We start from the raw sequence: 23883 nt of genomic DNA, 5'->3' as shown, positions 1-23883 counted from the left end.
AGAAAACTAAATCCCTGCTGTGAGGGATTATAGGCCCTCGCGCAGAATTTTTTAGCTCAAATTTTGGATGCTGCGGCTGCGGAAATATTGAGTGGCCTGCATCTATTTTTCAGAGGAATTAGCCCAAAAATAGGTATTTCTATTTATTGTTCGCTGTGCGTCGCGATCGCGCAAAACAGGTGTTTTCTCGCCACTGCGTCTGTTCGTGATCGAGAGGAAAAACAACCTATTCCTCTCCTGGGCGATCGCACCGAGATGATCGCAAAATCCAGGTGTTTCCTCGCTCCGCCGCAAGTCCTGTTCGAGACGAAAAACAATTTAAAGGGAGAATATTTGAGATATGACTGCTATTACTACTAATGAACCGGAAGCTTTAAACTTTGAATGCGAAACGGGCAATTATCACACTTTTTGTCCGATTAGCTGCGTAGCTTGGCTTTATCAAAAAATTGAAGATAGCTTTTTCTTGGTCATCGGTACCAAGACTTGCGGCTATTTCTTGCAAAACGCAATGGGCGTGATGATTTTTGCTGAGCCTCGCTATGCGATGGCTGAGTTGGAAGAGGGCGATATTTCCGCTCAGTTAAACGATTATGATGAGTTGAAGCGGCTGTGCTTGCAAATTAAGCGCGATCGTAACCCGAGTGTAATTGTTTGGATCGGTACTTGCACCACCGAAATCATCAAAATGGATTTGGAAGGGTTAGCACCGAAACTCGAAGCAGAAATTGGCATTCCCATCGTCACAGCCCGTGCTAACGGCTTGGATTACGCTTTTACTCAAGGGGAAGATACCGTTTTAGCCGCGATGGCTGCTAAATGCCCTGACAAAGCTCCTGTTGTAGAAGCTCAGAAGCAAGAAAGAAATGCTATCTCTCAACTGCTGAATTTCGGCAAGAAAAAAGAGGAAGTTGCAGCAGATGAATCGGAATATGTCAAGCACACACCGCTGGTACTTTTCGGTTCTTTGCCCGATCCGGTTGTTACTCAGCTAACTCTAGAATTGAAGAAGCAAGGAATCAAAGTTTCCGGTTGGCTTCCTTCCAAGCGCTACACTGAATTGCCAGTCTTGGAAGAAGGTTATTATGTATCGGGCATGAATCCGTTCTTGTCGCGTACTGCTTCTACGTTGATGCGCCGTCGCAAGTGTAAGCTAATTGGTGCTCCGTTCCCCATCGGCCCTGACGGAACTCGGGCTTGGATTGAAAAGATTTGCTCAGTGTTAGGAATTGAACCAAAAGGTTTGGACGAACGGGAAGCGCAAATTTGGGCTGGTTTGGAAGATTACCTGCAAATAATTCGCGGCAAATCTGTCTTCTTTATGGGGGACAATTTGCTAGAGATTTCTTTAGCACGTTTCTTGATTCGCTGCGGCATGACTTGCCCGGAAATCGGCATTCCTTACATGGACAAGCGCTATCAGGCGGCCGAATTGGCTTTGTTAGAAAAAACTTGTCACGAGATGGGAGTTCCTACTCCTCGGATTGTGGAGAAACCGGACAATTACAATCAGTTGCAGCGGATTTACGAGCAGAATATTGACTTGGTGATTACTGGTATGGCTCACGCTAATCCTTTGGAAGCGCGGGGAATTAATACTAAGTGGTCTGTTGAGTTTACTTTTGCTCAGATTCACGGCTTTGGTAATGCGCGGGATATTTTGGAGTTGGTGACTCGTCCGTTGCGCCGGAATAATTCGCTGAAGGATTTGGGTTGGGGTAATTTGGTGAAGAATGAGGCTCAGGTTTAATCTCTAGCTCATCTACTTCCGGTTTCACTGTTGTAAAAAGCGCTAATTATTATATAAGTGGGGTAGGTAATGCCTACCCTACTTTATAACTTAATCAATAAAAGGCTATCAAAATGACAGTTGAAAAAGAAAAATTTGGTGATATGGTTAACTCTATTGATGTTAGGCTATCGGAGGCTCAATACTATTGGTCGGTAGCTTATGATTTATTTTATGGTTTGAGTAGTACGCCAGAAAAATACGCTAAAGCACCTCATTTCTGGACGAGGACTGCCACGGGATTTCGCGACCTGTGTGTATTATATTTGTGTCAAGTATATGACTCACATAAAGATGCTGTAAGCGTTCCCAAAATTTTAAAGATTGTTGAGAGTAATTATAAATACTGGGAAAAAAAATCTCCGGAAATAGGTAAGTTAGACACAAAACAATTAAAGAAAGACCAAATTAAATTCCAAGATAAAAAAGGGGGTGACAAAGATTATGATCAGAATCTAGATGGATTGAAAGAAATACTTTTTAATCATAGAGACAAAGCAATAGCTCACTATGACAAGAAAGAACTTTTTAAATATGAAAAACTTTTAGAGGTTTTGAAAAAAACCAGGAATCCATTAGAAAATGAGGAAGATGAAAACGCGCTCCCGCCAATGCCTGAAGAGATGACTAGGCTTGAAAAAGATGACTTGCAAAAACTGATCGATGAGGCGAGAGCAATATGTCATCGTTATATGTCTCTTTTAAATATTGAAATTCCTCCCCTAGAGATCACAGAGGATTACAATAACTTATTAGATATAAGTACAACCCCCTAATGAAACAGGAATTACGCATTGTAACGGTAGTATCAGACCTTGAGATTCTTCGCTATCGCTCACAATGACAAAAAATCGTTATCACTGCGTAAGTCATGGAAAGCTGTGATAGATAGTCGGATTAACAGAGATTAACGCGGATGAAAAGTGCGCTCGTACTTTTCACTCAATTTACAATTACGCCAAATTTTAATAACATTCTAGGCAAATAATCATCCAAATTCTTGATGTGTTCATCTGTTAACTCAATCAGGTTTAGTTCGTACTTCTGATATAGTTCTTGCTTCACTTTCTTACGCGCCAGATACTCCTGGTTGTTCTCATATCCCCAGTATTCAATATACACCTTTCCCCCAGGAATATAAAAGTCACAGTAAGCTTCTTCCTCTATGGGGAGTCGGCGTTCATAGGCGTGAACTAGCTCCGCCATATAGAGCCAATTATCAATCAAAACTTCAGCTTTAGACCGCACAAAATGACCGTCAGTTGTTCGATGCTGTGCACTCGCCCGAAACTTCTCGCGGAACCCTAGCTTTGTGTTTACTTCTGTTTTGCTCTGTTCTGAATTCTCGCCTTTAAGACTCTCAATAGTCACCATAAAAACTTGATTGGTCAGTATAGATTCCGGCCAAAGCACATAAGGAGTGTTGTCTTGAGGGTAGGTTTTTTGCACCGCCCCAAAACCTATTCCCCGCTTAGTGGCTACCCAGCCGTTGCGCTCTTTGTTTACTAATCCTAACTCTGCTAAAATTGGGTTGACTTTGTGCTTTGATATTTCTAGTTTCTCGCTGATGGTGGTAGCGGACAGAAGTGAGGGGGAAGAGGATTGTTGGGGTTTAGGTTTGGGCGGTGACACGGGTGGAGCGTTGTTAGCTTTCCAATGTTCGTAGCATAATTTGTGACCAAGTTTTGAAACTGCTTGATTGCATCCGGGCGCCGTGCAGGTTTCTGCTGAAAGGGCAGATAAAGCTTGATTTATGGCTGCTAGCTTGTGGCGCAAAGGATCTAAGGTCATATTAACAGCTTGAAATATATTCAAAAATAGTACCACTTTAATTTCTATGCAGTCAAGAATTAAAAACTGGCGATTCCCTTTGGGGTAGCTTCGCTCACGCGGACTTTTCCCCAACTTTTCCAGAATCTCAGGCCACACGGCCCTAACACGATCGCAGGTACGATCGCCTATAATCGAAACTAGCCCCACTCTCATCAGTTGAGAAACCGCCATGAGTCAAGACAAGGAAGAAATTAGCTATTCAGAGAAAACAGAACGTCTCAGAGTTATCGGTCAGTTTATCAAAACTGTGACACCGATGATTTGGACGATCGTAATTTTAGTAGTCATCATTCCCCTATTAGGTAACTTTCTAATTTCCCAGTCACTAACAAATACGCGAACGACAGCAGTTGTAGTGTCGCCGCCACACGATTTTAGCAAAGTCAACCAAGACATTAAAAACGCTATCCAACAATCCCATACAACAGCCGAAACTTTCGCCTCAAAAGAGTTGGACAAATGGGAAACCGAAGTAATTGCACGAGTAGACAATAGTTTCCTCGATTGGTATTTCGATTACTTCAACCAAAAAAAGATGGAGTTTACCGTCCCTTTTAATTTCGTGAAATCTGCCGTACTCAACAGATTTGATATGACAGCAGCATCTCGTGCTGTTTCCGAAAAATTAACCGAAGACTTTCAAAGAGAATTTGCTAACCGCGTGCTGGTGCCAAAAAACGCTCAACTGCGCTTTCAATTAATTACTCAAGATACTGCTAATTTGTACATATCAGAAGTTAGCAAAAATGTGAAAGTAGTTCAAAACAATTATAGCATACCGCAGGTACAGTGGGACAAATATCTGAACGATATTGCTACCACAATTAGCGACAAAGGAAACGTCTCGAATTTATCATTAAAAGTATTAGTTGGTGGTAGCGGTTACTTGGTTGCTAAACCCTTAATTTTGGGAGTCGCAGCTAAAGTTGGTAGTAAAGTTACCGCAAAAGTTGCCAGCAAAGCCGCCGCCAAGGTAGCCACAAAAACAGGCGGTACAGTGGCTAGTCAGTTGGGAGTAAGTTTAATCGACCCGATTGTCGGGATCGGGATTATCATCTGGGATTTGTGGGATTATAATCACACAGTCACAGTAGAAAGACCAATTTTGCGGGAACACATTGTAGAATACTTGAAAGATGTCAAAAAGTCCCTGCTTACAAATCCTGAAAGCGGAATCATGGCAGCAATTTATCAGTTAGAAAGTGGTCTTCTCAAGTCACTTTAATCATTAAAGTCGCGTCTGAATGATGTGTGTAAATCCCCGGAAATTGGTAAGATCCACTGCAAGAAAAAAAGGGGGTAGACCAGTAGTTAGTGCCAGCAGCGCGCGCTCCGACTCGCTACTGTGCGCGATCGAACACCCGACTGTGGGCGATCGCGCTCATGTAGCAAAAAAAGAGAAAAAAATGAATTTTAAACAAGGCAAAAAAAGAGAGGATTTTGGGACAAAAAGAAGAGTTGCACAACTTTATTTACCATAAAAAAGATATCCCGAAATGGAACATAAAACAAGCTGTTAGACTCCTATTACACTAATTTAGTCGCTACTTTTAAAAAAGTAAACGTTGAAACAAGTTTTATTGCACACACTCACAGAAAATACTTCGCTGGGAATCACGACATTAAAATATCGTTAAAAAAGCTATTTAACAAAGGAACCGTTCTCCGCATCGTGTGGCTATCTCAACGCGAAAAGCGGAATATATCAAAACTAGAAAAACACTTGATGTCTAACAGAAGCTTTCTTGAAAGGGGAGGGTGCTAGCTATCCTCAAGGTCAAAAAATGCAGCAGCTTGTTAAAAGGTAAAACGAGGGTAAATCACCGTCCAAATTCCCAATAAATTGTTTTTTATTTGCTTCTTATAGCTCAGAGGAAAATTATGCAAAAAGCATGAGCATATAAGGATATAAGGTAAGAAGCTTGTTATATGCTGTTATTTGATTTGCCTAATTTTAACCTAATTAAGAAATTATTTAAATTTTTATCTTGATAACATTCAATTTTACTAAGGTGAACGAAATATTATTCTATTGTACAAATGATTGAGAGTGGCTAGAGTTTCTCAGCTTTTGACCAGCCAGAAAATAATTTGTTTATAAGTGATGCAGTTTATAGAGAAAGACGAAAAAACTGTTGCTGTCGATTAGGACTTTCTGGACTTGTGGCATTTACAGCATAAGAAATTAAAAGCTCCGATTGACCGAGGTAGAGTTGGGGGGCGGTGCGTTTTACCGATGAATCTCTACTGCGAGGTGTGTACGGAATTGCTGAAGTATGGGACGGAGGTGTTTTAGTACAAAAAGGCATAACTTCTAAGTAGGAAGTTTGGTCTGCTTTGTCTAAATTGTGGCAACAAATCGAACAGTTTATGAAATAGTCTAAAGTCAAGGATCTACCAGGCAGTTGCGATCGCCCCCAGAGAGTAAAATTGCAAGTATTGGTCGCTCGACCCCCGTTACTCGACTAGATTTTGATTAAAGGTTTGCTATACTCCAGAAATAGACAGATATTAACCTTTGCAAAATCAATAGGCCGGAGCTATGACATCCTATGCAACCTCTACAGCAAGAGCCGAGATGAGTGAGATCCGGCGCTTGAAAAACATACTGCCCCCAGAACTCCAAAGTTGGGTAACAGTAGAAAAAACAATAGAAGTTAATCCTACCCTGATCCGCAGCGAAGAAATAGGCAAAGACCAGGTAGAAATCCAAATAGACCTGATCCGCTGGGAACAGCTAGCAATCGATCAGCGGAACCTCCTATTTTGGCACGAAGTCGCCAGAATCCAAAACGACACCATTCCCAGAGACGGTTGGGAAATGGCAGCCCTCGCCATTGGTTTAGGCGGCGCCGTCGGTGAACTTTGGGTGCAAGACGGCTTGCTGCTGTTACTGGCCCTATCCCTGTGCGGCGTCTCCGGCTGGAGACTTTTCCAAAAAAATAACGGAGAGAAAAGTTTAAAAGAAGCAGTAGACGCTGACGAAAAAGCCCTCGCCCTCGCCACCCGCTTCGGCTACACTCTCCCAAACGCCTACAAAAGCCTTGGCAGCGCCTTAAAAACCTTAATCGAGCAAACCTCAAAAAAACAGCAGCGGGCTAAATACGAAGCTCGTCTCCAGGCCCTCAAACGCAATGCAGCCAAAGCCAAGGCCAAAGTCAAACCCATCACCCGCGAAACATCCCAGTCAGAAAACGTCTACAATTCTTAACCTCATCCCCCGACGCTGGTTACGGGGGTTTTCCAGTTAACCGTTAACTGTTGACTTCTGTGTTAGCTGTTAACTGTTAACTGCGATGGCTATCCGGTGCAAGACAGGCACGAAAATTATGAGCGACAAGATTAATCGGCCTGAATCCACAAAAATCTTGATTCCGATGTCAAAGTTTGGCAGCGACTGCGTTCAAAAATCTTTGGGTCAAAACTGGCACTGTTAGACTCAAGTCTATTTTTGCCTTTGATATCATTCTCGGCGGGCGAGTTGGCAGGCGTTTTTATAAAGTTTGTATAAAGCTAGCATAAGGAGGAGCTGCTAGGACAGAATAGGCTAAAGACATCAGCTTGAAATTTGAAACCAGGACTTCATGGTCAGTCAAACCCCAGAGGCAGATTTTCGGGTAACGTACTCGGACGAGATTCCCTCAGTTCACATACCCGTGCGCTTGAGCGTACTTGAAGCCGTAAACTTCAAGACAACCTGCCAGCAACTTTTTTCGGGCAGCACCGTTCCCAGCAAGATTGTCCTAGACTTCAGTCAGACGACATTCATCGACAGTAGCGGGATCGGTGCTTTAGTCAGCAATCTGAAATTTGCCAAACAGCGGGATAGCGACTTGGTGCTCCGAAGCCTCAAGCCGCAGGTGATGGCAGTATTTGCTCTCACCAGCCTAGATCAAGTGCTGACGATCGAGCAGCCCTCTGCAACCTCAACTCCCACAGAGAACAACCCGTCGGACAATCAGCTACCGATGACGCACCCCTCAGTGCAATCGTGGGTGAAGCGGCTGATAGATATCGTTGGGGCAATCGTCGGTTTGATAATTACAGGAATTTTGCTCGTACCCATAGCTGCAGCTATCACTATCAACGATCCAGGCCCGATATTTTTCGGTCAAACCCGCTGTGGCTGGATGGGCAGACAATTTCGGATTTGGAAATTTCGATCGATGTGTACCAACGCCGAAGCCATGAAAGCCCAAATCAAAAACCAGGCTTCTGGCGCATTTTTCAAAAATGACAACGACCCGCGGATTACCAAAGTCGGGCGCATCTTACGCAAAACCAGCCTCGACGAACTGCCGCAGTTTTGGAACGTGCTCAAAGGCGAAATGAGTCTAGTTGGCACTAGACCGCCTACCCCAGACGAAGTTGAGCGTTACGAAGTCCCTCAGTGGCAGCGTTTGGATGTCAAACCAGGGATGACAGGCGAATGGCAAGTCAACGGTCGCTCTCAAGTCCGCGATTTTGAAGATGTCATCCGTTTAGATTTAAAATACCAACAAAACTGGAGCCTGGTGTATGACCTCAAACTAATTGTCAAAACTGTAACAGTCCTGTTTAACAAAAATAGTGGCGCTGTGTAGGAACCCTCAACAACCCACCGCTCAACTTTGAGGTGCTGTTGCCGACGGGAGGGGGGAACTCGAACTCGATACTTAGTCAAGCAGATGATCGCTAGCGATACCTACGTTAGCATTAAGTGTTAAAATTCACACGCCCAGAAAATGCACAGCTAGTTGCCAGCTCTGCAATCAGAGCATTAATAATTAGCAATTGGCGAGTTCGAGGTCATACTCGAATGATCCCAGCATGATTTTCGAGGACGAGAAGAACTCACCTGTGTTTAGAAAAGTACCGACTGCTAACACGGTCGAAGCTTAAATCACTTCCTCGCAAGCTGACTCGGGAATTTTCCCTATTTAAACGCCCAACCGAGGCGGGTTACAGTATCGGAAGTCTCTCATTTGCTGTGCGAGTAAATGGTGCGAAAGGAATGCTCACCTTGAGGCAAAACGGGCTTCTTCAACTCAAGCTTGACTTAACTAATATGTTGCCAAGACCTTGCCCTCCTTTTTCTCTCCCTCCGCCGCTGAGTACAGCGGTGGTGGGGGCCGACCAGGGGGAAGAAAGATGAAAGACAAGCAACCAAAGGCCGAGTGGCACCTGCAGGTTGAAACAGACCTGAATGCTTTAACATCCATTTTGGAATGGTTGGAGAATATCGTTTTGCCCATGATACCAGCGGATTTCTGGTGGCAGTGCCGACTGATAATCAACGAAGGCTTTACAAACGCTGTCCGCCACGCTCACCAGAACTTGCCCCCGGCGACGCCCATAGACATTGAGGTAAAAGTGTTTGCCGATTATTTAGAAATTAGGATTTGGGACAGGGGTCAACCCTTCAACTTAGAAGCAAAGCTGCACTCGATCATGCAAGAGCAGCGCGATCCTTTGGACAGAGAAGGAGAAAGGGGACTGGTGTTCATGTACAAGCTCACAGACGATCTTCGCTATATCCGTACCGACGATCGCCGCAACTGCCTGGTAATGCGAAAAAACATTACCTGAGGGCGCGATACCCGCCCGGTCAGGGCGGCTTCTTTCGCCAGGAGTGGAAGATCCCCTCGCCCCCTATTGTCCTACCCGGAACCCAACCACATCCTCTGCAATTCTGCGGGTGCAGGCTCGATGCACGCGGCTGCTGGACTATTTGCTTCAAAATAAATAGTATGCGTATTCTAATTTATTCCTATAACTATTATCCAGAGCCGATCGGCATTGCCCCTCTGATGACAGAACTAGCGCAAGGCCTAGTCAAGCGCGGCCACCAAGTCCGAGTCGTCACCGGAATGCCCAACTATCCGCAGCGCCGGATTTATCCGCAATATGAGGGCAAATTTTACCTCACCGAAGAACACAACGGCGTCACAATTCAGCGCAGCTATCTGCGCGTCAACGGCCCCCACCCCACCCTCCTAGACCGACTTTTGCTAGACGGCAGTTTTGTCGTCTCCAGCGCCGTCCAAGCCTTCAGAGGCTGGCGTCCCGACGTGATTTTCTCGACAATGCCCCCTTTACCGATTTGCGTCCCAGTCGCCTTTTACGGCTGGATTCGCGCTTGCCCGATCGTCCTCAACGTTCAGGATATCGTCTCAGAAGCAGCCGTGCGCGTCGGCTTGGTCAAAAAAAACGGACTGCTAGTTCGCATTGCTGACGCTTTGGAAAAATTGGCATACTGCACAGCCAGCCAAGTCAGTGTCATCGACAGCGGTTTTATCAAAAAATTGCACTCTCAGGGAGTACCCCCGGAAAAAATAGTTTGCGTGCCCAATTGGGTTGATGTCAATTTCATTCGCCCCTTACCCAAGGAAAGTAACTCATTTCGAGAAACTCACAAACTCAAGGGCAAATTTGTCGTTCTCTATGCTGGCAATATTGCCCTCACTCAAGGCTTGCAAACAGTTGTCCAAGCAGCGGCTCGTTTGAAACACATACCCGAAATCGCTTTTGTAATTGTGGGGGAATCAACAGCACTAGCGCGCTTGCAACAAGATTGCGAAACTTACAAAGCTAATAATGTAATCCTGCTACCATTTGAACCGCGAGAAAAATTGCCCGAATTGTTAGCTGCTGCTGATGTTAGTTTAGTCGTACAAAAGCGCCGCGTTACTAACTTCAATATGCCTTCAAAAATTCAAGTAATTCTCGCCAGCGGTCGGGCAATTTTGGCTTCGGTTCCCGAAACCGGTACGGCCCAGAAAGCAGTGCAGCAAAGCGGTGGTGGCGTGGTGGTAGCGCCGGAAGATCCGCAGGCTTTGGCTGAGGCTGTTGAGGATTTGTACTTGCACCCCGCTAAGGTGGATGCGTTGGGCGAGCAAGGCAGGAATTATGCTGTGGAGAATTACGGATTTGAGGAAGCTTTGAATCATTATGAAGCTTTATTTGCGGCGGTGGCAGCGAGTCATGCTGAGAAAATCTTGGAGCCTTTGCCGAAATGATCGCAGTTGGGCGATCGCTCCGGTAAATGAAATAGATCCAGGGGACAAGATAAAATTAGTAAGATGGGTGTAAAACAGCAAGTTAATTATATTGTTTTATACATAAAAAAGTAAAGTTAGCAGCTATATCCTATTAAATAAAATCCTGTTTTGGGAATGGAAAGCGAATGCAAGTAGAGCAAATGAAGTCCCATGTAATTCTGCGAGGCTCCCTGTTCCCAGAACCTGTAAAAGTAATTGTGGCAGTGCCGATGGGAGATGCTATTAAACTCATCGGCAAAGGAATCAATACCAACCAAGTCTACGAGTCAATTCTGTCCAAAGAACATTTGGCTCAACTAGAAGCTACCCCAGAACAAGAACCATTTGACGGCAACGCCCTGCATTTTCGCCTCGGCGTGGAAGCCCTGCGCTTGGGTTTAGCCTACGAATATGACCCTTATTTTGCCCTGGCGATCGCCCATGTAGACCCACTGCCCCACCAACTAGAAGCCGTCTACGAATACTTTCTCAAACAACCCCGCATCCGCTTCCTGCTAGCCGATGACCCCGGTGCTGGTAAAACCATCATGGCCGGACTGCTACTCAAAGAACTCAAAGTCCGAGGCTTAGTCAGACGTACCTTAATTGTCACCCCCGCCAACCTCACCTTTCAATGGCAGCGGGAACTCAAAGACAAATTCCGCGAAGATTTTGAGGTGATTCGGGGCGATGTCCTGCGGGCCAATTACGGCTCTAACCCTTGGAAAGAAAAGAAACAAGTCATCACCTCAATATCGTGGGTTTCGCGCATTGAAGATGCCAAAAATAGTCTCCTGCGGAGTCATTGGGACTTAATCATTGTGGATGAAGCCCACAAGATGAGCGCCTATAGTTCCGATGATAAAACCTTGGCTTACAAACTCGGTGAAGAACTCTCCAAGCTCACCGACCACTACTTATTAATGACCGCCACGCCTCATAAAGGCGACCCCAAAAACTTTTGTTTATTCCTAGAACTTCTAGACCGCGATGTTTATGGTGATGTTACGAGTTTAGAAGAAGCAATGCGTCGGAATAATGCTCCGTTTTATCTGCGGCGGACCAAAGAAGCTCTCGTTACTTTCCCCGATACAGAGACCGGTCAAGCCAAAAAGCTATTTACTAATCGCAAAGTTGAAACCATCGACTTTCAAATTGATGACGAAGAATTGGATTTCTATGACGACTTGACTAAATATGTAGAAGACCAGTCAATCAAAGCATCGGCCGATGATTCCGCCCGCGGTCGGGCATTGGGTTTTACGATGGCAATGTTGCAACGTCGTTTCGCGTCTAGTGTCTACGCAGTGCGGCGAAGTTTAGAACGAATGCGCGATAAACGCCAACGGAGATTGGAAGACCCAGAGGCTTACCGGGCCGAACAGATTGCGAAGAAAGTTCCAGATGATTTTGATGAACTGACTGAAGCAGAACAGGAAAAAATTCTGGGAGATTTGGAAGGACTTGTCGCTTCAGTTGACCCGGTAGCATTGCAACAAGAAATCTATCAGTTGAACAAACTGATCGACCAAGCGCGGACGTTGGAAAAACGAGAAGTTGAATCGAAACTGGTGAAGCTGAAAGAAGCTATTACCCAGAAAGGCATATTCCAAGACCCGCTGATGAAACTGCTGCTTTTCACCGAGCACAAAGACACCTTGGATTATTTGGTGGGTAAGCTGCGGGAGTGGGGACTATCGGTGACTCAGATTCACGGGGGGATGAAAATTGGAGACAGGGATACGCCCAATACCCGAATTTATTCTGAACGCGAGTTTCGGGAAGATTGTCAGGTATTGGTGGCGACGGAAGCGGCGGGGGAGGGTATTAACTTGCAATTCTGCTGGTTTCTGATTAATTATGATATTCCCTGGAATCCGGTGCGCTTGGAACAGCGGATGGGTCGCATCCACCGTTACGGTCAGGATAAGGATTGTCTGATTTTTAACTTTGTTTCGACGAATACCCGCGAAGGACGGGTGTTGTGGAAGTTGTTTGAGCGCATCCGGGCGATCGAGATTGACATCGATCCAGAACGCACTGGCAAAGTGTTTAATGTTTTGGGCGATATTTTTCCGGCCAATCAGCTAGAACGGATGATTCGGGAGATGTACGCTCACAACTTGACGGAAGATGTGATTAAGAACCGCATTGTCGAGCAAGTGGACACCGATCGATTCCGCCGCCTCACCAATTCCGCTTTAGAAGGATTAGCCAAGCGGGAACTGAACTTAAGTGCGATTATTGGTAAATCAGCAGAAGCAAAAGAGCGACGTTTAGTGCCAGAAGTGATTGATGACTTTTTTGTGCAAGCGGCCCCGATTTCGGGGATTCACCCCAAGGAAACGCGCCAGCATCAGAAGGTGTACCGCATTGGGCGAGTACCGCGTACTCTGTGGCCGATCGGGGAACGTTTGGAAACCCGCTTTGGCAAATTGGGCCATGAATACAAAAAGATTACGTTTGATAAACATAAGTTGACAGATGACCCAACGCTGGAATGGGTGACACCCGGACATCCGCTGTTTGAGTGCGTGCGGGAAGATGTGCTAGCGCGGGTACAGGATGATTTGCGCCACGGGGCACTATTTTTCGATTTGCATCGCGATCGACCTGCGAGATTGGATGTGTTTTCGGCGGCCATCGCCGATGGACGCGGTAACAAGCTGCACGAACGTGTCTATGTGGTGCAGACGGAAATCGACGGGACAATGACCGTGCGACAGCCGACTTTGTTTTTAGATTTGGTGCCAGTAACTGATAGTACCAATTTGGTTGATGGTTTGCCAAACGATGCAGATTTACCCAGTCGCGACCAAACAGAACAAGCGTTGATCGAACAAGAATTGAATCGTTTTTTGACAGAAATTCGGACTCAACGACAGCAGGAAGTTAAGACTATTTCCGACCACATGGAAATTAGTTTTTTTGCAATTATTGATAAAGTGCAGTGTCAGTTTGCTGAGTTAATTTCGCGACAAGAATCTGGTGCCAAGGAATCTGGACTAGACGGCCGCATCAAGCAAATGGAAGACCGATTGTTTGAGTTAAACGGGCGATTGGAAACGCGGCGGGAAGAACTGGAAAAAGAGCGCAGTTGCACGATCGCCGATATTCAACATCACGGACGGGCTTGGGTACTTCCTCATCCAGAACGCACATCCCCTGAAATGGCAGCTATGGTTAGCGATCGCGAAATTGAGCGAATTGCAGTCGAGGCAGTTATTGCCTATGAAAATGCGAGGGGCTGGCTGGTGGTGAGTGTAGAAAAGGAGAATCGCGGCTTTGATTTAATCTCCCGCAAACCTCATCCAGAAGATCCAAACACTGCGATTGCGGTGAGGTTTATTGAGGTTAAAGGGCGATCGCGGGTGGGTGAAGTAGCCCTCACCAGCAACGAATACAAGACAGCAGAACGCTTAAAAAAAGACTACTGGTTGTATGTAATCTTTAACTGCGCTTCTACTCCACAAGTGCATCCAATACAAGACCCCGTGCAGTTGGGGTGGGAACCGTTAGTGAAGATTGAACATTATCATGTTGATGCAGAGAAAATTTTGGAGGCCAGCAAGTGAGTAACAAAACTAATTATCCCAAACGCCTCATCGAAGTTGACCTCCCCATCAAGCGGATTTCCGCCCACGCCAGACGGGAAAAATCTATCCGTCACGGGCATATTTCCACCCTGCATATTTGGTGGGCGAGGCGACCTTTGGCCGCGTGTCGGGCGGTGATTTGTGCTTCCTTGTGGATCGATCCTGTTGATGAACTCTGCCCTCAAGAATTTCGGGATAAAGCAGCCAGCATTATTAAGGATTTTGCTAAGAAAGTGGTGACGGATAAGGATTTAGCTAATCATTGTTCTACGGAAAATTGGAGTGAGTGGAAGTTTTTAGCCAAAACAGAAAATCAGTTAGATCCTAATAATCCCCAGCATTTCAATATTCTCCGCGATCGGTTATTGGATTTTATTGCAGATTTTGCTAATTGGGATAATTCCACACAGCAAGACTATTTAGAAACCAGTCGCGCTTTAACTCAAGCAGCCCATGAAGCTTTAGGCGGCGTTCCCGGAACTCGTCCCCTAGTTGTTGACCCCTTTGCTGGGGGTGGTGCGATTCCTTTGGAAGCGCTGCGGGTGGGGGCAGATGCTTTTGCTTCTGACTTGAATCCGGTGGCGGTTTTGTTGAATAAAGTGGTGTTGGAATATATTCCTAAATATGGGCAAAAGTTAGCGGATGAAGTGCGGAAGTGGGGAAAGTGGGTTAAGGAAGAAGCAGAGAAAGAATTAGCTGATTTTTATCCGAAAGATGCTGATGGAAGTACACCGATTGCTTATTTGTGGGCGAGAACGATTGTTTGTGAGGGGCCCGGTTGTGGGCTAAAAGTACCACTTGCTCGTACCTTTTGGCTTACAAAACGCTCATCATGCAAAGTAGGTGTTCGTATCAAATACAGTGCAGGTAGCGAAATACCAGTATGTGAAGTAATTTCAGGTAATATAACCAATCTTGTTACTACAGCTACTGTACGTCGAGGAGCCGTATCCTGCCCTTGTTGCGGCTTCACAACTCCCGTGCAGTCAGTGCGAAGGCAACTATCCAAACAGCGAGGTGGTGCCAATGATGGATTCCTTCTAGCAATTGTTGCCAATGATGAAGCAGGAAAGCGTATCTATAGGACTCCGACAAAATCTGACTATGAAATTGTAGACAAGGTAGAAGCTCGCCTGAAACAGCAGCGCCACTCCAATACAATACTTTCGTTAGCACCCGATGAACCCTTACCACCAAATGGCACATTGGGTTTTCGTGTACAGAATTATGGGATGCAAACTTTTGGTGATTTGCACACAAAAAGACAAAAGCTTGCGCTCGCTACTATTGCCAGCATTATTCGTAATTTGGAGGAAACTGAGGAAACTACGGAATCTATAGTCGTTCATCAATGTTTGTTGTTAGCCTTTGGAAGACTACAGGATTTGAATTCTAGTCTGTCTACATGGGCTGATACAGTAGTCGGCGCTAATCGAGGTCAGAATCGATTGCCGATGGTCTGGGATTTTGTAGAGGCAGTCCCATTTGCTGATGCTGGAGGCAGTTGGTCGGGTCAAGTTGATTGGGTTGTTCGAGCAATAAACCATGTTTCTATGGCAATTAGTCATACTGGCATAGCTATGCAAGCTCCAGCTCAAATGCACCCACTTCCTGATGACAGTGCCCACTTGGTAGCTACAGACCCTCCATACTACGATGCGTTTGCTTATTCAGATTTGTCAGACCTTTTTCTATGCTGGCTAAAGAGAGCAACGCTCGATCCAAAGACACTTTTTTCTCTTGAGTCAGTACAGAGCAAAAGTCCAAAGCAAGAAGAAATTGTAGTAAACCCAGCCGCCTCGATAGATGGTCGAGGACCCAAGGATCATATTTGGTTCTCTTCACAAATGCTTTTAGCTTTTAGACAAGCACGGCGGATTACTAAACCCAATGGACTTTCAGTCATAATTTTTGCCCATAAAGGTATGAAAAGTTGGGAAGCTCTGCTCGACAGTGCGATCGCTTCTGGGTGGACAATTACTGGCTCGTGGCCAATTGACACTGAGCGTCCAAGTCGGCAGCGCGCCCAAGAATCTGCTGCCCTCGCTTCATCTATCCATCTCGTTTGCCGTCCCCGCAACACTAACGATATTGGTGACTGGCGGGATGTACTCCAAGAACTCCCCCAACGTATTCACGACTGGATGCCCAGACTCGCCAGTGAAGGCGTAGTCGGTGCCGATGCCATTTTTGCCTGCCTTGGCCCGGCTTTAGAAATCTTTTCCCGTTATTCCAGCGTTGAAAAAGCAAGCGGCGAAGTTGTCACCCTGCGCGAATATCTCGAATATGTCTGGGCTGCGATTTCCAAAGAAGCCCTCAGCACTATTTTCAAAGAAGCAGATACTTCCAGCTTTGAAGAAGATGCTCGATTAACTGCCATGTGGTTGTGGACACTTTCATCAGGTGGTGGAGAAACAGGCAAGATGCCTGTTCCACAAGGTGATGGGAAAACAGGCAACATGCCGGTTCCACAAGAGGAAGAAGATGTTAGCGATGATGACGACGAAAGCACTGGCAAAAAAGCAAAAATCACAGGTTTTAGCCTCGAATATGATGCCGCCCGCAAGATTGCTCAGGGACTTGGTGCTAACTTGGAAAACCTCACCAGTTTAGTACAAGTCAAGGGCGACCAAGCGCGACTGCTACCAGTATCGGAGCGATCGCCATATCTGTTGGGCAAAGACGCGGGCAAAGCCCCAGTCAAGCGCCCCAAAAAAGAGCACAAGCAATTGAGTCTCTTTGATACAGAAACTACTGAAGAAGTGTCAGAAGATTGGGGCGATACCAATATTGAGAATCAAGGTAAAACTGTACTCGATCGCATCCACCAAACCATGATTTTATTTGCCGCTGGACGCAGCGAAGCCCTCAAACGCTTCTTAGTCGATGACGGCGTGGGAAGTGACAAGCGCTTCTGGACATTAGCCCAGTCCCTCTCAGCCCTGTATCCCACCGCCACTGATGAAAAGCGCTGGGTGGATGGAGTTTTAGCTCGCAAAAAAGGGTTGGGGTTCTAATGATGCAAAATATCGCCTACCAGTGGCAAACTAAATTCTGGCAAACCCTGCAACAACCTGAAAATGCTGACCCTTTAAAACAAGCTGCCTTAAATGGACAACTTACTAAATGGACAACAGCTTTAACCACTACCGTTGTCGCCACCTCTACAGCGATGGGTTGGCAGTCTTCCGCTAGAGGAAATTCACTAGGCTTGTTTCCTGTTTCAACCAGTGAATACCTAGCTTTAGATGTAATGTCCTTTGCTCCTGGTAATACTCGCTGGCGGTTCCCTATCGCCGTGATGGAATTAGAGAACAGTAGCGATATTAACCGCAGTGCCTATTCACTATGGAAAGTGCTATGCGTGCGTGCAGATTTACGAATAGTATTTTGCTACCGCCGCAGTGCAGAGGAACGCGCTTCTGTGATTGCGTTCCTGCGTGATGAAGTGCTGCAAGCCATGAGTCTAGCCGACAGGAGGAAACTCGGAGGTGAAACCCTTGTAGTCGTAGGTAGCCGAGACGATTCTGCTACCTTTCCCTACGGCTTTTTTAAATGGTGGGAGTTGGAAATAAATGCCGGAAAATTTACGATAATCTCTTAGGAGAATAAGCAATGGCAACGATCAAACCTTGGTATAAAATTGAAGGACTTATCCCCCGCGAAGATTTGCGCGAAGGCAAACCTTTAGATGCTTCCGAATTTGCGGTACATCTCGACCAAGTGCGAGACAAACGAGCGCCCGCAGATTATCAAGAACCCGATCGCTTTTTCGATCGCACTTATCTTACCAAATATTTAACATACCTCGCCGCTCAGGTAGTCCGGCGACTCTCTGGTGAAACCACAGAAACCTCAGCTATATTTAATCTTTCTACCCAATTTGGCGGTGGCAAAACTCACGCATTAACTCTACTCTATCACTTAGCAAAACACGGCGCTGCTGCTAACAAATGGACGGGAGTCGATAAAATCTTAAAGCAAGCAGCCATTTCCGCCATCCCCGAAGCGGCTGTAGCCGTATTTGTCGGCACTGAATTTGACTCCATCACCGGGCGCGGTGGCGATGATGGCACTCCTCTACGCAAAACACCTTGGGGTGAAATTGCCTATCAATTAGGAGGAGAAGCCGCTTTTAATATAGTCGCCGAACACGAAAATCAATTTATCGAACCCAAGGGCGATGTCATCCGCAAGTTTCTCCCCAAAGATAAGCCCTGTTTGATTTTGTTGGATGAGATTATCAACTACGCCAGCACCTATCGCAACAAAGGTTATGGCGATCGGCTTTATAACTTCATTCAAGCACTTTCAGAAACTGCCAGAGGTGAAAAAAATGTCGTTTTAGTAGTATCTATTCCCGCCTCGGAGATGGAATATACTGCTGCTGACGAAGCCGACGAACAGCGCTTCAAAAAAGTGCTCGACAGATTGGGTAAGGCAATTATGATGTCCGCCGAATCTGAGACATCAGAAATTATCCGCCGTCGCTTATTTGAATGGACTGCTAATGCTGTCACCCCTGAAGGTAAAATCATGCTTCCCAAGGATGCTGTTGCTACCTGTAACGAGTATGCAGATTGGGTGATTGAACACAAGCAACAGTTGCCTAGTTTCCCTATTGAAAGTGCGCGGGAAGCCTTTGTCGCGACTTACCCTTTTCATCCCACAGTGCTATCGGTATTCGAGCGTAAATGGCAGGCTTTGCCTCGATTTCAACGCACCCGAGGTGTCCTCCGACTCTTAGCTTTGTGGGTGTCTATTGCCTACCAAGAAGGTTATAAAGGCAACCATCGCGATGCCCTAATTGGATTAGGAACTGCACCCCTAGATGACCTATCATTTCGAGCCGCCGTATTCGATCAACTTGGAAACGATCGCCTAGAAGGGCCAGTGACAACTGATATTTGCGGCAAAAAAGACTCTCACGCCATTCGTCTTGATGCGGAAGCTACGGAAGATATTAAGAAATCACGACTGCATCGGAAAGTGACGACTGCGATCTTTTTTGAATCCAATGGTGGCTGCACTCGCGTAGAAGCAACTGTCCCAGAAATTCGACTGGCTGTAGGTGAGCCAAATGTAGATATTGGCAATGTAGAAACGGTTTTGGAATCTCTAACTAGCGATTGCTATTACTTAACTGTCGGGCAAACTAAGTATCGATTTAGTCTCTATCCAAACCTCAACAAAATTCTAGCAGACCGCCGCGCTAACGTGCAAGGGCATCGCATTGATGAGCGAATTCTCAATGAGATTCACAAGCTATTTGCCATTAATCAGGGAATTCAGGTTATTTGTTTTCCCGAACAACCTAACAATCTTCCCAATCAAGCTGTGGTGACTTTAGCGGTGATGTCTCCCACCCATTCCAAACAGGATGAGAGTACCCTAAATTTGATCGAGTCAATGATTCGCGAGTCTGGTGCGTCAGCGAGAACGTTTAAGAGTGCGCTAATTTTTGCGATCGCCGATTCTGATGTTCAATTGCGCGAAGAAGCCCGCAAGATGCTATCCTGGGAAGACATTCGGGATGAGGAAACCAATTTAGATGACGTGCAGAAAAAGCAATTATCTGAAAACCTGAAAAAGGCTCAGCGCGATTTGATTGAAACCGTATGGCGCGCTTATAAATACGTGGCGTTGTTAGGGAAAGATAATAAGTTACGGGTGGTGGATTTGGGTTTAGTTACGTCGAGTTCTGCTAAATCAATTGTAGACTTAATTATCAATCGGTTGCGTCTGGATGGGGATGTGGAAGATGCGGTGAGTCCTCGGTTTTTGGTTCGCAATTGGTCTGGTGCTTTCCAGGAGTGGAGTACCAAGGCTGTGCGAGATGTCTTCTTTGCTTCACCTTTGTTTCCGCGACTTTTGAAAGGGGATGCGGTGAAAGAGGCGATCGCTCGCGGTGTCAAAGATGGTACTTTAGCATTAGTTGGCAAAGCATCAGGCGATCGATACGAACCGTTCGAGTTAAAAACCGATTTAACAGCCAGCCAAATCGAAATTTCAGACGATTTGTTTATCATTAAATCAGAGGTAGCCGCCGCTTACCTGCAACGTATCACCGATCCCCCAAAGTTGAGCGCGTTGATAATTTCCCCCCCCAAAGTGCAACTCGAACCGGGTAAAAAGCAAACTTTTATCGCACGGGGACGCGATCAATATGACAAAGAAATTGCTATTGGTGAAATACAGTGGACTACTACAGGCGGTAATATTGAACCCAATGGCCTACTCACAGGTGGAGAAAATGAGGGAAATTTCACTGTGACAGCAACAGTAGAAACAATCAGTGCTATTGCTGAATTTGCCGTAAAATCTTCTAATGGTGTCAGAGCGAAAGAAAATGCTACTATTTATCAATTACCAGACCACCCAACCACCCCACTTCCACCTAAAGGATTGAGATGGATTAGTGAAATTAGTCCTCAGAAGTGGATGAATTTTTATACAAAAGTTCTGAGTAAATTTGCCAGTGACAAAAATGTTAAGCTCACAGTGAAAATAGAAGTTTCTATCGAAGGTGAGGTGTCTCAGCAAAGGCGGGATGAGACTAAGATTGCGCTGCAAGAACTCGGATTGAATGATGAGGTGGATGTTCTAGAATGAAGTAAATTATTGACTGAGCTTTTAAGGGTGAACTGTGAAACTAGCTAGCAGAGAGAGGTGTGTTGATGCGATCGCCCCCTTCGCCCCTCCCCATCCCAGATGTCACCGCACCCCTGTCAGACGACGCAGCAGCCGATCGAAACAAAACGCTAAAATAAAAATAGTAGATCACACAATTTCGGAGTTAATATTTGACACTTGCACCCGCGCGCGAAATCGTCCTAGCTTGGCTCTCTGAGCGCGTTCCTGCTGCTCGCATCAAACACATCCTCGGAGTCGAACAGACAGCAGGTGACTTGGCTCGCCATTACGGCCTCGACGAAGCAAAAGCCCGATCGGCCGGTTTGTTGCACGATTTGGCAAAATACTTCAAACCTCAACTGCTGCTGCAAATGGCAAGGGCGGAAGGTTTAGAGTTAGACTCAGTATTGGAAGCAAACCCGCATTTGCTGCACGCAGACGCGAGCGCGATCGTCGCCAGAGACGAATTCCGGGTGGTCGATCAAGAAATTTTGGACGCAATCGCCAATCACACCCTTGGCCGACCAAACATGAGTCAGCTCAGTTGTACCGTATTCATAGCAGATACCATAGAGCCGAGCCGTGGCAAAACAGCCGAACTAGAAGCACTGCGCGAGGCAAGCTTGCAAAATCTTTATGCAGCCGTGTGGCAAACTAGCGATTATTCTCTTAAATATTTGCTAGAAACTCGCTGCTACATCCACCCCCGCACCGTACTTACGCGGAATTGGGCGCTGCAAATGGCTCGATCGCCGGAAACAGGAAATTCGACAGAAAAGTCGCTCGAACAAATTACAAGTTAAAAGTAAAATTTACCAGAAATTCTGTCCTTACTTTTGGCTTCAAGCTAACTCCTATTTCCAGGCTCAAACTGCCAACAACCGATCGCGAAAGCGCACCCATTCCCCCCAACCCCTATCAATTAGGAACTTAAACACTGAATGTCAGATCTAACTCAACTCGAATACTCCAGGGCCCAGTCTACAGCAACGCACAGCACATCCCCAGACGAAGCCCGCGGCCTGATCATGACCGTTGCCCAAGCAGCCGATGACCGCAAAGCCGTTGATATTGTATTGCTCCGGGTGTCAGAAGTATGCTTTTTGGCAGACTACTTTGCGATAATCACGGGATTTTCTAATGTGCAGGTACGAGCCATCTCCCAAGCGATAGCAGACCAAGTGGAAGAAGAGTGGCAACGCTTGCCGCTGCGTACACAAGGACTATCAGACGCTAGTTGGGTCGTCATGGACTACGGCGACGCGATCATTCACATTTTGAAGCCTCAAGAGCGGGAGTTCTACAATTTAGAAGCGTTCTGGGGACACGCCGAACGCATTGACTTTTCCCCCGCGCCGTGAGGATGGCTAATGTGAAAGACGTTTCTGCTTCTATTTGTCCCGTTCCGCAAGAACAGCGACCGGTCAATGAATACCAAGAACTTAAAGACTCCTGGTTTTTTAGCTGGGTAACACTCAATTGGCCCGGATACCTGGCCAAACTAGCTTGGGTGTGGGCTTGGAGTTGCTTGGTATCGGGGCCGATAGCTGCTTCTAGCTTTGCTCCTGTCAAGTATCCAGCTCAGTTTGTCCTCAGCAGTGCCGCAGGTGGCGGTTTTATTCTAGGATTAGCTTTGCTGCGACTCTACTTGGGTTGGTTCTACGTGCGATCGCGCCTTTCAAATCCCACGGTCGTCTACGAAGAGTCTGGTTGGTACGATTGTCAATCTTGGCCTAAAACTCCCGAAGTTTTGCTTCAAGACCAGTTGATTGTCAACTACCAACTAGAACCAATTCTCAGGCGTCTGCGGCAAACATTTTATGGTTTGACAGTATTGCTGGTTGCCGGGGGACTAACTTGGAGTTGTTTGTAATCGGGAATGGAAGGGAGTTTTGAGTTTTGAGATTGCCGCGCACCGCCAACAAGACACACGGAGTGCATGAGTGAGAAACGATGGCAGAAAGATTAACTTTATAACTCTTAACTGGCAGCTCGCAACTCATAACTTCCTGAACCCCAATCTAAAATCTAAAATCTAAAATCTAAAATTGATATGACAAGGGGAAAACGAACCCAAGCTCCCGAACTAGAAGTCACATTGCTGCGCGAAGGTATTGTGGAATCGAGGCACCGCGCCCAGGCCGCTGTCTGCGACAACCGCGGGCGCGTTCTGTCTGTTGCTGGTAACTCGGAAACGGCCTCATTTGTCCGTTCTTCACTCAAGCCTTTTCAAGCTTTGGCGGTGACGGCGACTGGCACTTTAGAACGCTACGAATTGACCGATCGAGATTTAGCGATTATTTGCAGTTCCCATCAAGGTACGATCGAGCAATCGCGCCAGGTATTTAACGTCCTGTGGCGCTGCGACATTGACCCCTCTAAACTTCAATGCCCCATTCCCGAAGGCAAAAAGAGCGCCCTGCAATACAACTGTTCCGGCAAACACGCCGGAATGCTGGCTGTCTGCCAGCAACTGCACTGGCCTCTGGACACTTATTTGCGCCGCAAACATCCTGTCCAGCAGCTTATTTTGGGCAAAGTAGCTGACTTGCTGGCAATGCCTGCCGAAGAGTTTATCAGCGCTCGCGACGACTGTGGCGCTCCTACCTATCTGTTGCAGTTGGGGCAAATGGCGTCTTTGTACGCTCAGTTAGCCTCCGGTAACAATGTGGATATGGAACGGATTGTCCGCGCTATGACTCATCACCCGATGATGGTTGCCGGTGAGGGCAAATTTGACACGGAACTGATGCGCTTGACTCAAGGGGAATTGGTGAGCAAATCCGGCGCCGAAGGGGTGCAGTGCATTGGTCGCGTTGGCGAAGGCATGGGCTTGGCAATTAAGGTGACGGATGGAGGAAAGCGAGCTCAATTTGCTGTGGCGATTCACTTGCTCAAGCAGTTGGGGTGGATCACTCCGACGATCGCCGAAACTCTTTCGGAAACTTACCTCACTCTCAGTGACTTCAAGCGCTTGGAGGTAATCGGGGAAGTTTCGATGCTTTAGGGCGAT

General features: G+C 46.4%; 18 protein-coding genes. 17 read left to right on the top strand and 1 reads right to left on the bottom strand.

Features of this window, described 5'->3' with window-relative positions; translation table 11 throughout:
- Nucleotides 1-63 precede the first annotated feature (63 nt).
- The 3 genes from D0A34_02460 to D0A34_02450 all read left to right on the top strand — a co-directional run bounded on the left by D0A34_02460 (nt 64) and on the right by D0A34_02450 (nt 2565).
- Nucleotides 64-360 carry a hypothetical protein gene (locus tag D0A34_02460; protein ID UNU17873.1) on the top strand — a complete coding sequence of 99 codons (297 nt, stop codon included), beginning with the start codon at nt 64-66 and terminating at the stop codon, nt 358-360.
- A complete protein-coding gene (locus D0A34_02455; protein UNU22135.1) occupies nt 350-1750 on the top strand; it encodes a ferredoxin:protochlorophyllide reductase (ATP-dependent) subunit N in 1401 nt (466 codons plus the stop codon). The genes D0A34_02460 and D0A34_02455 overlap by 11 nt, the downstream gene beginning before the upstream one ends.
- A 113-nt stretch (nt 1751-1863) precedes the next feature.
- A complete protein-coding gene (locus D0A34_02450) occupies nt 1864-2565 on the top strand; it encodes a hypothetical protein (protein UNU17872.1) in 702 nt (233 codons plus the stop codon).
- 166 nt (nt 2566-2731) lie between these two features.
- Here D0A34_02450 and D0A34_02445 read toward each other — a convergent pair whose 3' ends face one another.
- Nucleotides 2732-3580 carry a hypothetical protein gene (locus D0A34_02445; protein ID UNU22134.1) on the bottom strand — a complete coding sequence of 283 codons (849 nt, stop codon included), beginning with the start codon at nt 3578-3580 and terminating at the stop codon, nt 2732-2734.
- 211 nt (nt 3581-3791) lie between these two features.
- Here D0A34_02445 and D0A34_02440 point away from each other — a divergent pair, with 211 nt between their 5' ends.
- From D0A34_02440 to D0A34_02375, 14 genes are all read left to right on the top strand, one after another.
- On the top strand, nt 3792-4847 hold the full coding sequence (locus tag D0A34_02440) for a hypothetical protein (protein ID UNU17871.1): 1056 nt from the start codon (nt 3792-3794) through the stop codon (nt 4845-4847).
- A 22-nt stretch (nt 4848-4869) separates the two neighbouring features.
- Nucleotides 4870-5103 (top strand): hypothetical protein, encoded by a 234-nt coding sequence (locus D0A34_02435; protein ID UNU17870.1) that lies wholly within the window; start codon nt 4870-4872, stop codon nt 5101-5103.
- Between the two features lie 1061 nt (nt 5104-6164).
- Nucleotides 6165-6833, top strand: a complete 669-nt coding sequence (locus D0A34_02430) for a DUF3318 domain-containing protein (protein ID UNU17869.1) — start codon at nt 6165-6167, stop codon at nt 6831-6833.
- A 373-nt stretch (nt 6834-7206) separates the two neighbouring features.
- Nucleotides 7207-8205: an STAS domain-containing protein gene (locus tag D0A34_02425; protein UNU17868.1), complete on the top strand. Its 999-nt coding sequence runs from the start codon at nt 7207-7209 to the stop codon at nt 8203-8205.
- A gap of 547 nt (nt 8206-8752) precedes the next feature.
- A complete protein-coding gene (locus D0A34_02420) occupies nt 8753-9190 on the top strand; it encodes an ATP-binding protein (GenBank protein UNU17867.1) in 438 nt (145 codons plus the stop codon).
- 161 nt (nt 9191-9351) lie between these two features.
- A complete protein-coding gene (wcaI, locus tag D0A34_02415; GenBank protein UNU17866.1) occupies nt 9352-10620 on the top strand; it encodes a colanic acid biosynthesis glycosyltransferase WcaI in 1269 nt (422 codons plus the stop codon).
- A gap of 167 nt (nt 10621-10787) precedes the next feature.
- Nucleotides 10788-14216, top strand: coding sequence for a DUF3883 domain-containing protein (locus tag D0A34_02410; GenBank protein ID UNU17865.1), 3429 nt, complete (start codon nt 10788-10790; stop codon nt 14214-14216).
- On the top strand, nt 14213-17254 hold the full coding sequence (locus D0A34_02405; protein UNU17864.1) for a DUF1156 domain-containing protein: 3042 nt from the start codon (nt 14213-14215) through the stop codon (nt 17252-17254). The genes D0A34_02410 and D0A34_02405 overlap by 4 nt, the downstream gene beginning before the upstream one ends.
- Nucleotides 17254-17841, top strand: coding sequence for a hypothetical protein (locus D0A34_02400; GenBank protein UNU17863.1), 588 nt, complete (start codon nt 17254-17256; stop codon nt 17839-17841). Before D0A34_02405 ends, D0A34_02400 begins: the two co-directional genes overlap by 1 nt.
- 11 nt (nt 17842-17852) lie before the next feature.
- Entirely contained in the window at nt 17853-20849 is a 2997-nt protein-coding gene (locus tag D0A34_02395) for an ATP-binding protein (GenBank protein UNU17862.1), read from the top strand.
- Between the two features lie 191 nt (nt 20850-21040).
- Nucleotides 21041-21673 carry an HD domain-containing protein gene (locus D0A34_02390; protein UNU17861.1) on the top strand — a complete coding sequence of 211 codons (633 nt, stop codon included), beginning with the start codon at nt 21041-21043 and terminating at the stop codon, nt 21671-21673.
- Between the two features lie 138 nt (nt 21674-21811).
- Nucleotides 21812-22231, top strand: a complete 420-nt coding sequence (gene rsfS / locus D0A34_02385; GenBank protein UNU17860.1) for a ribosome silencing factor — start codon at nt 21812-21814, stop codon at nt 22229-22231.
- Between the two features lie 2 nt (nt 22232-22233).
- Entirely contained in the window at nt 22234-22743 is a 510-nt protein-coding gene (locus D0A34_02380) for a DUF1230 family protein (GenBank protein ID UNU17859.1), read from the top strand.
- Nucleotides 22744-22923: 180 nt separating this feature from the next.
- Nucleotides 22924-23877: an asparaginase gene (locus D0A34_02375; protein ID UNU17858.1), complete on the top strand. Its 954-nt coding sequence runs from the start codon at nt 22924-22926 to the stop codon at nt 23875-23877.
- Nucleotides 23878-23883 lie beyond the last annotated feature (6 nt).

Source organism: Microcoleus vaginatus PCC 9802 (genome assembly GCA_022701275.1).
GTDB lineage: Bacteria > Cyanobacteriota > Cyanobacteriia > Cyanobacteriales > Microcoleaceae > Microcoleus > Microcoleus vaginatus_A.
This window is presented reverse-complemented; position numbering and strand designations above follow the sequence as displayed.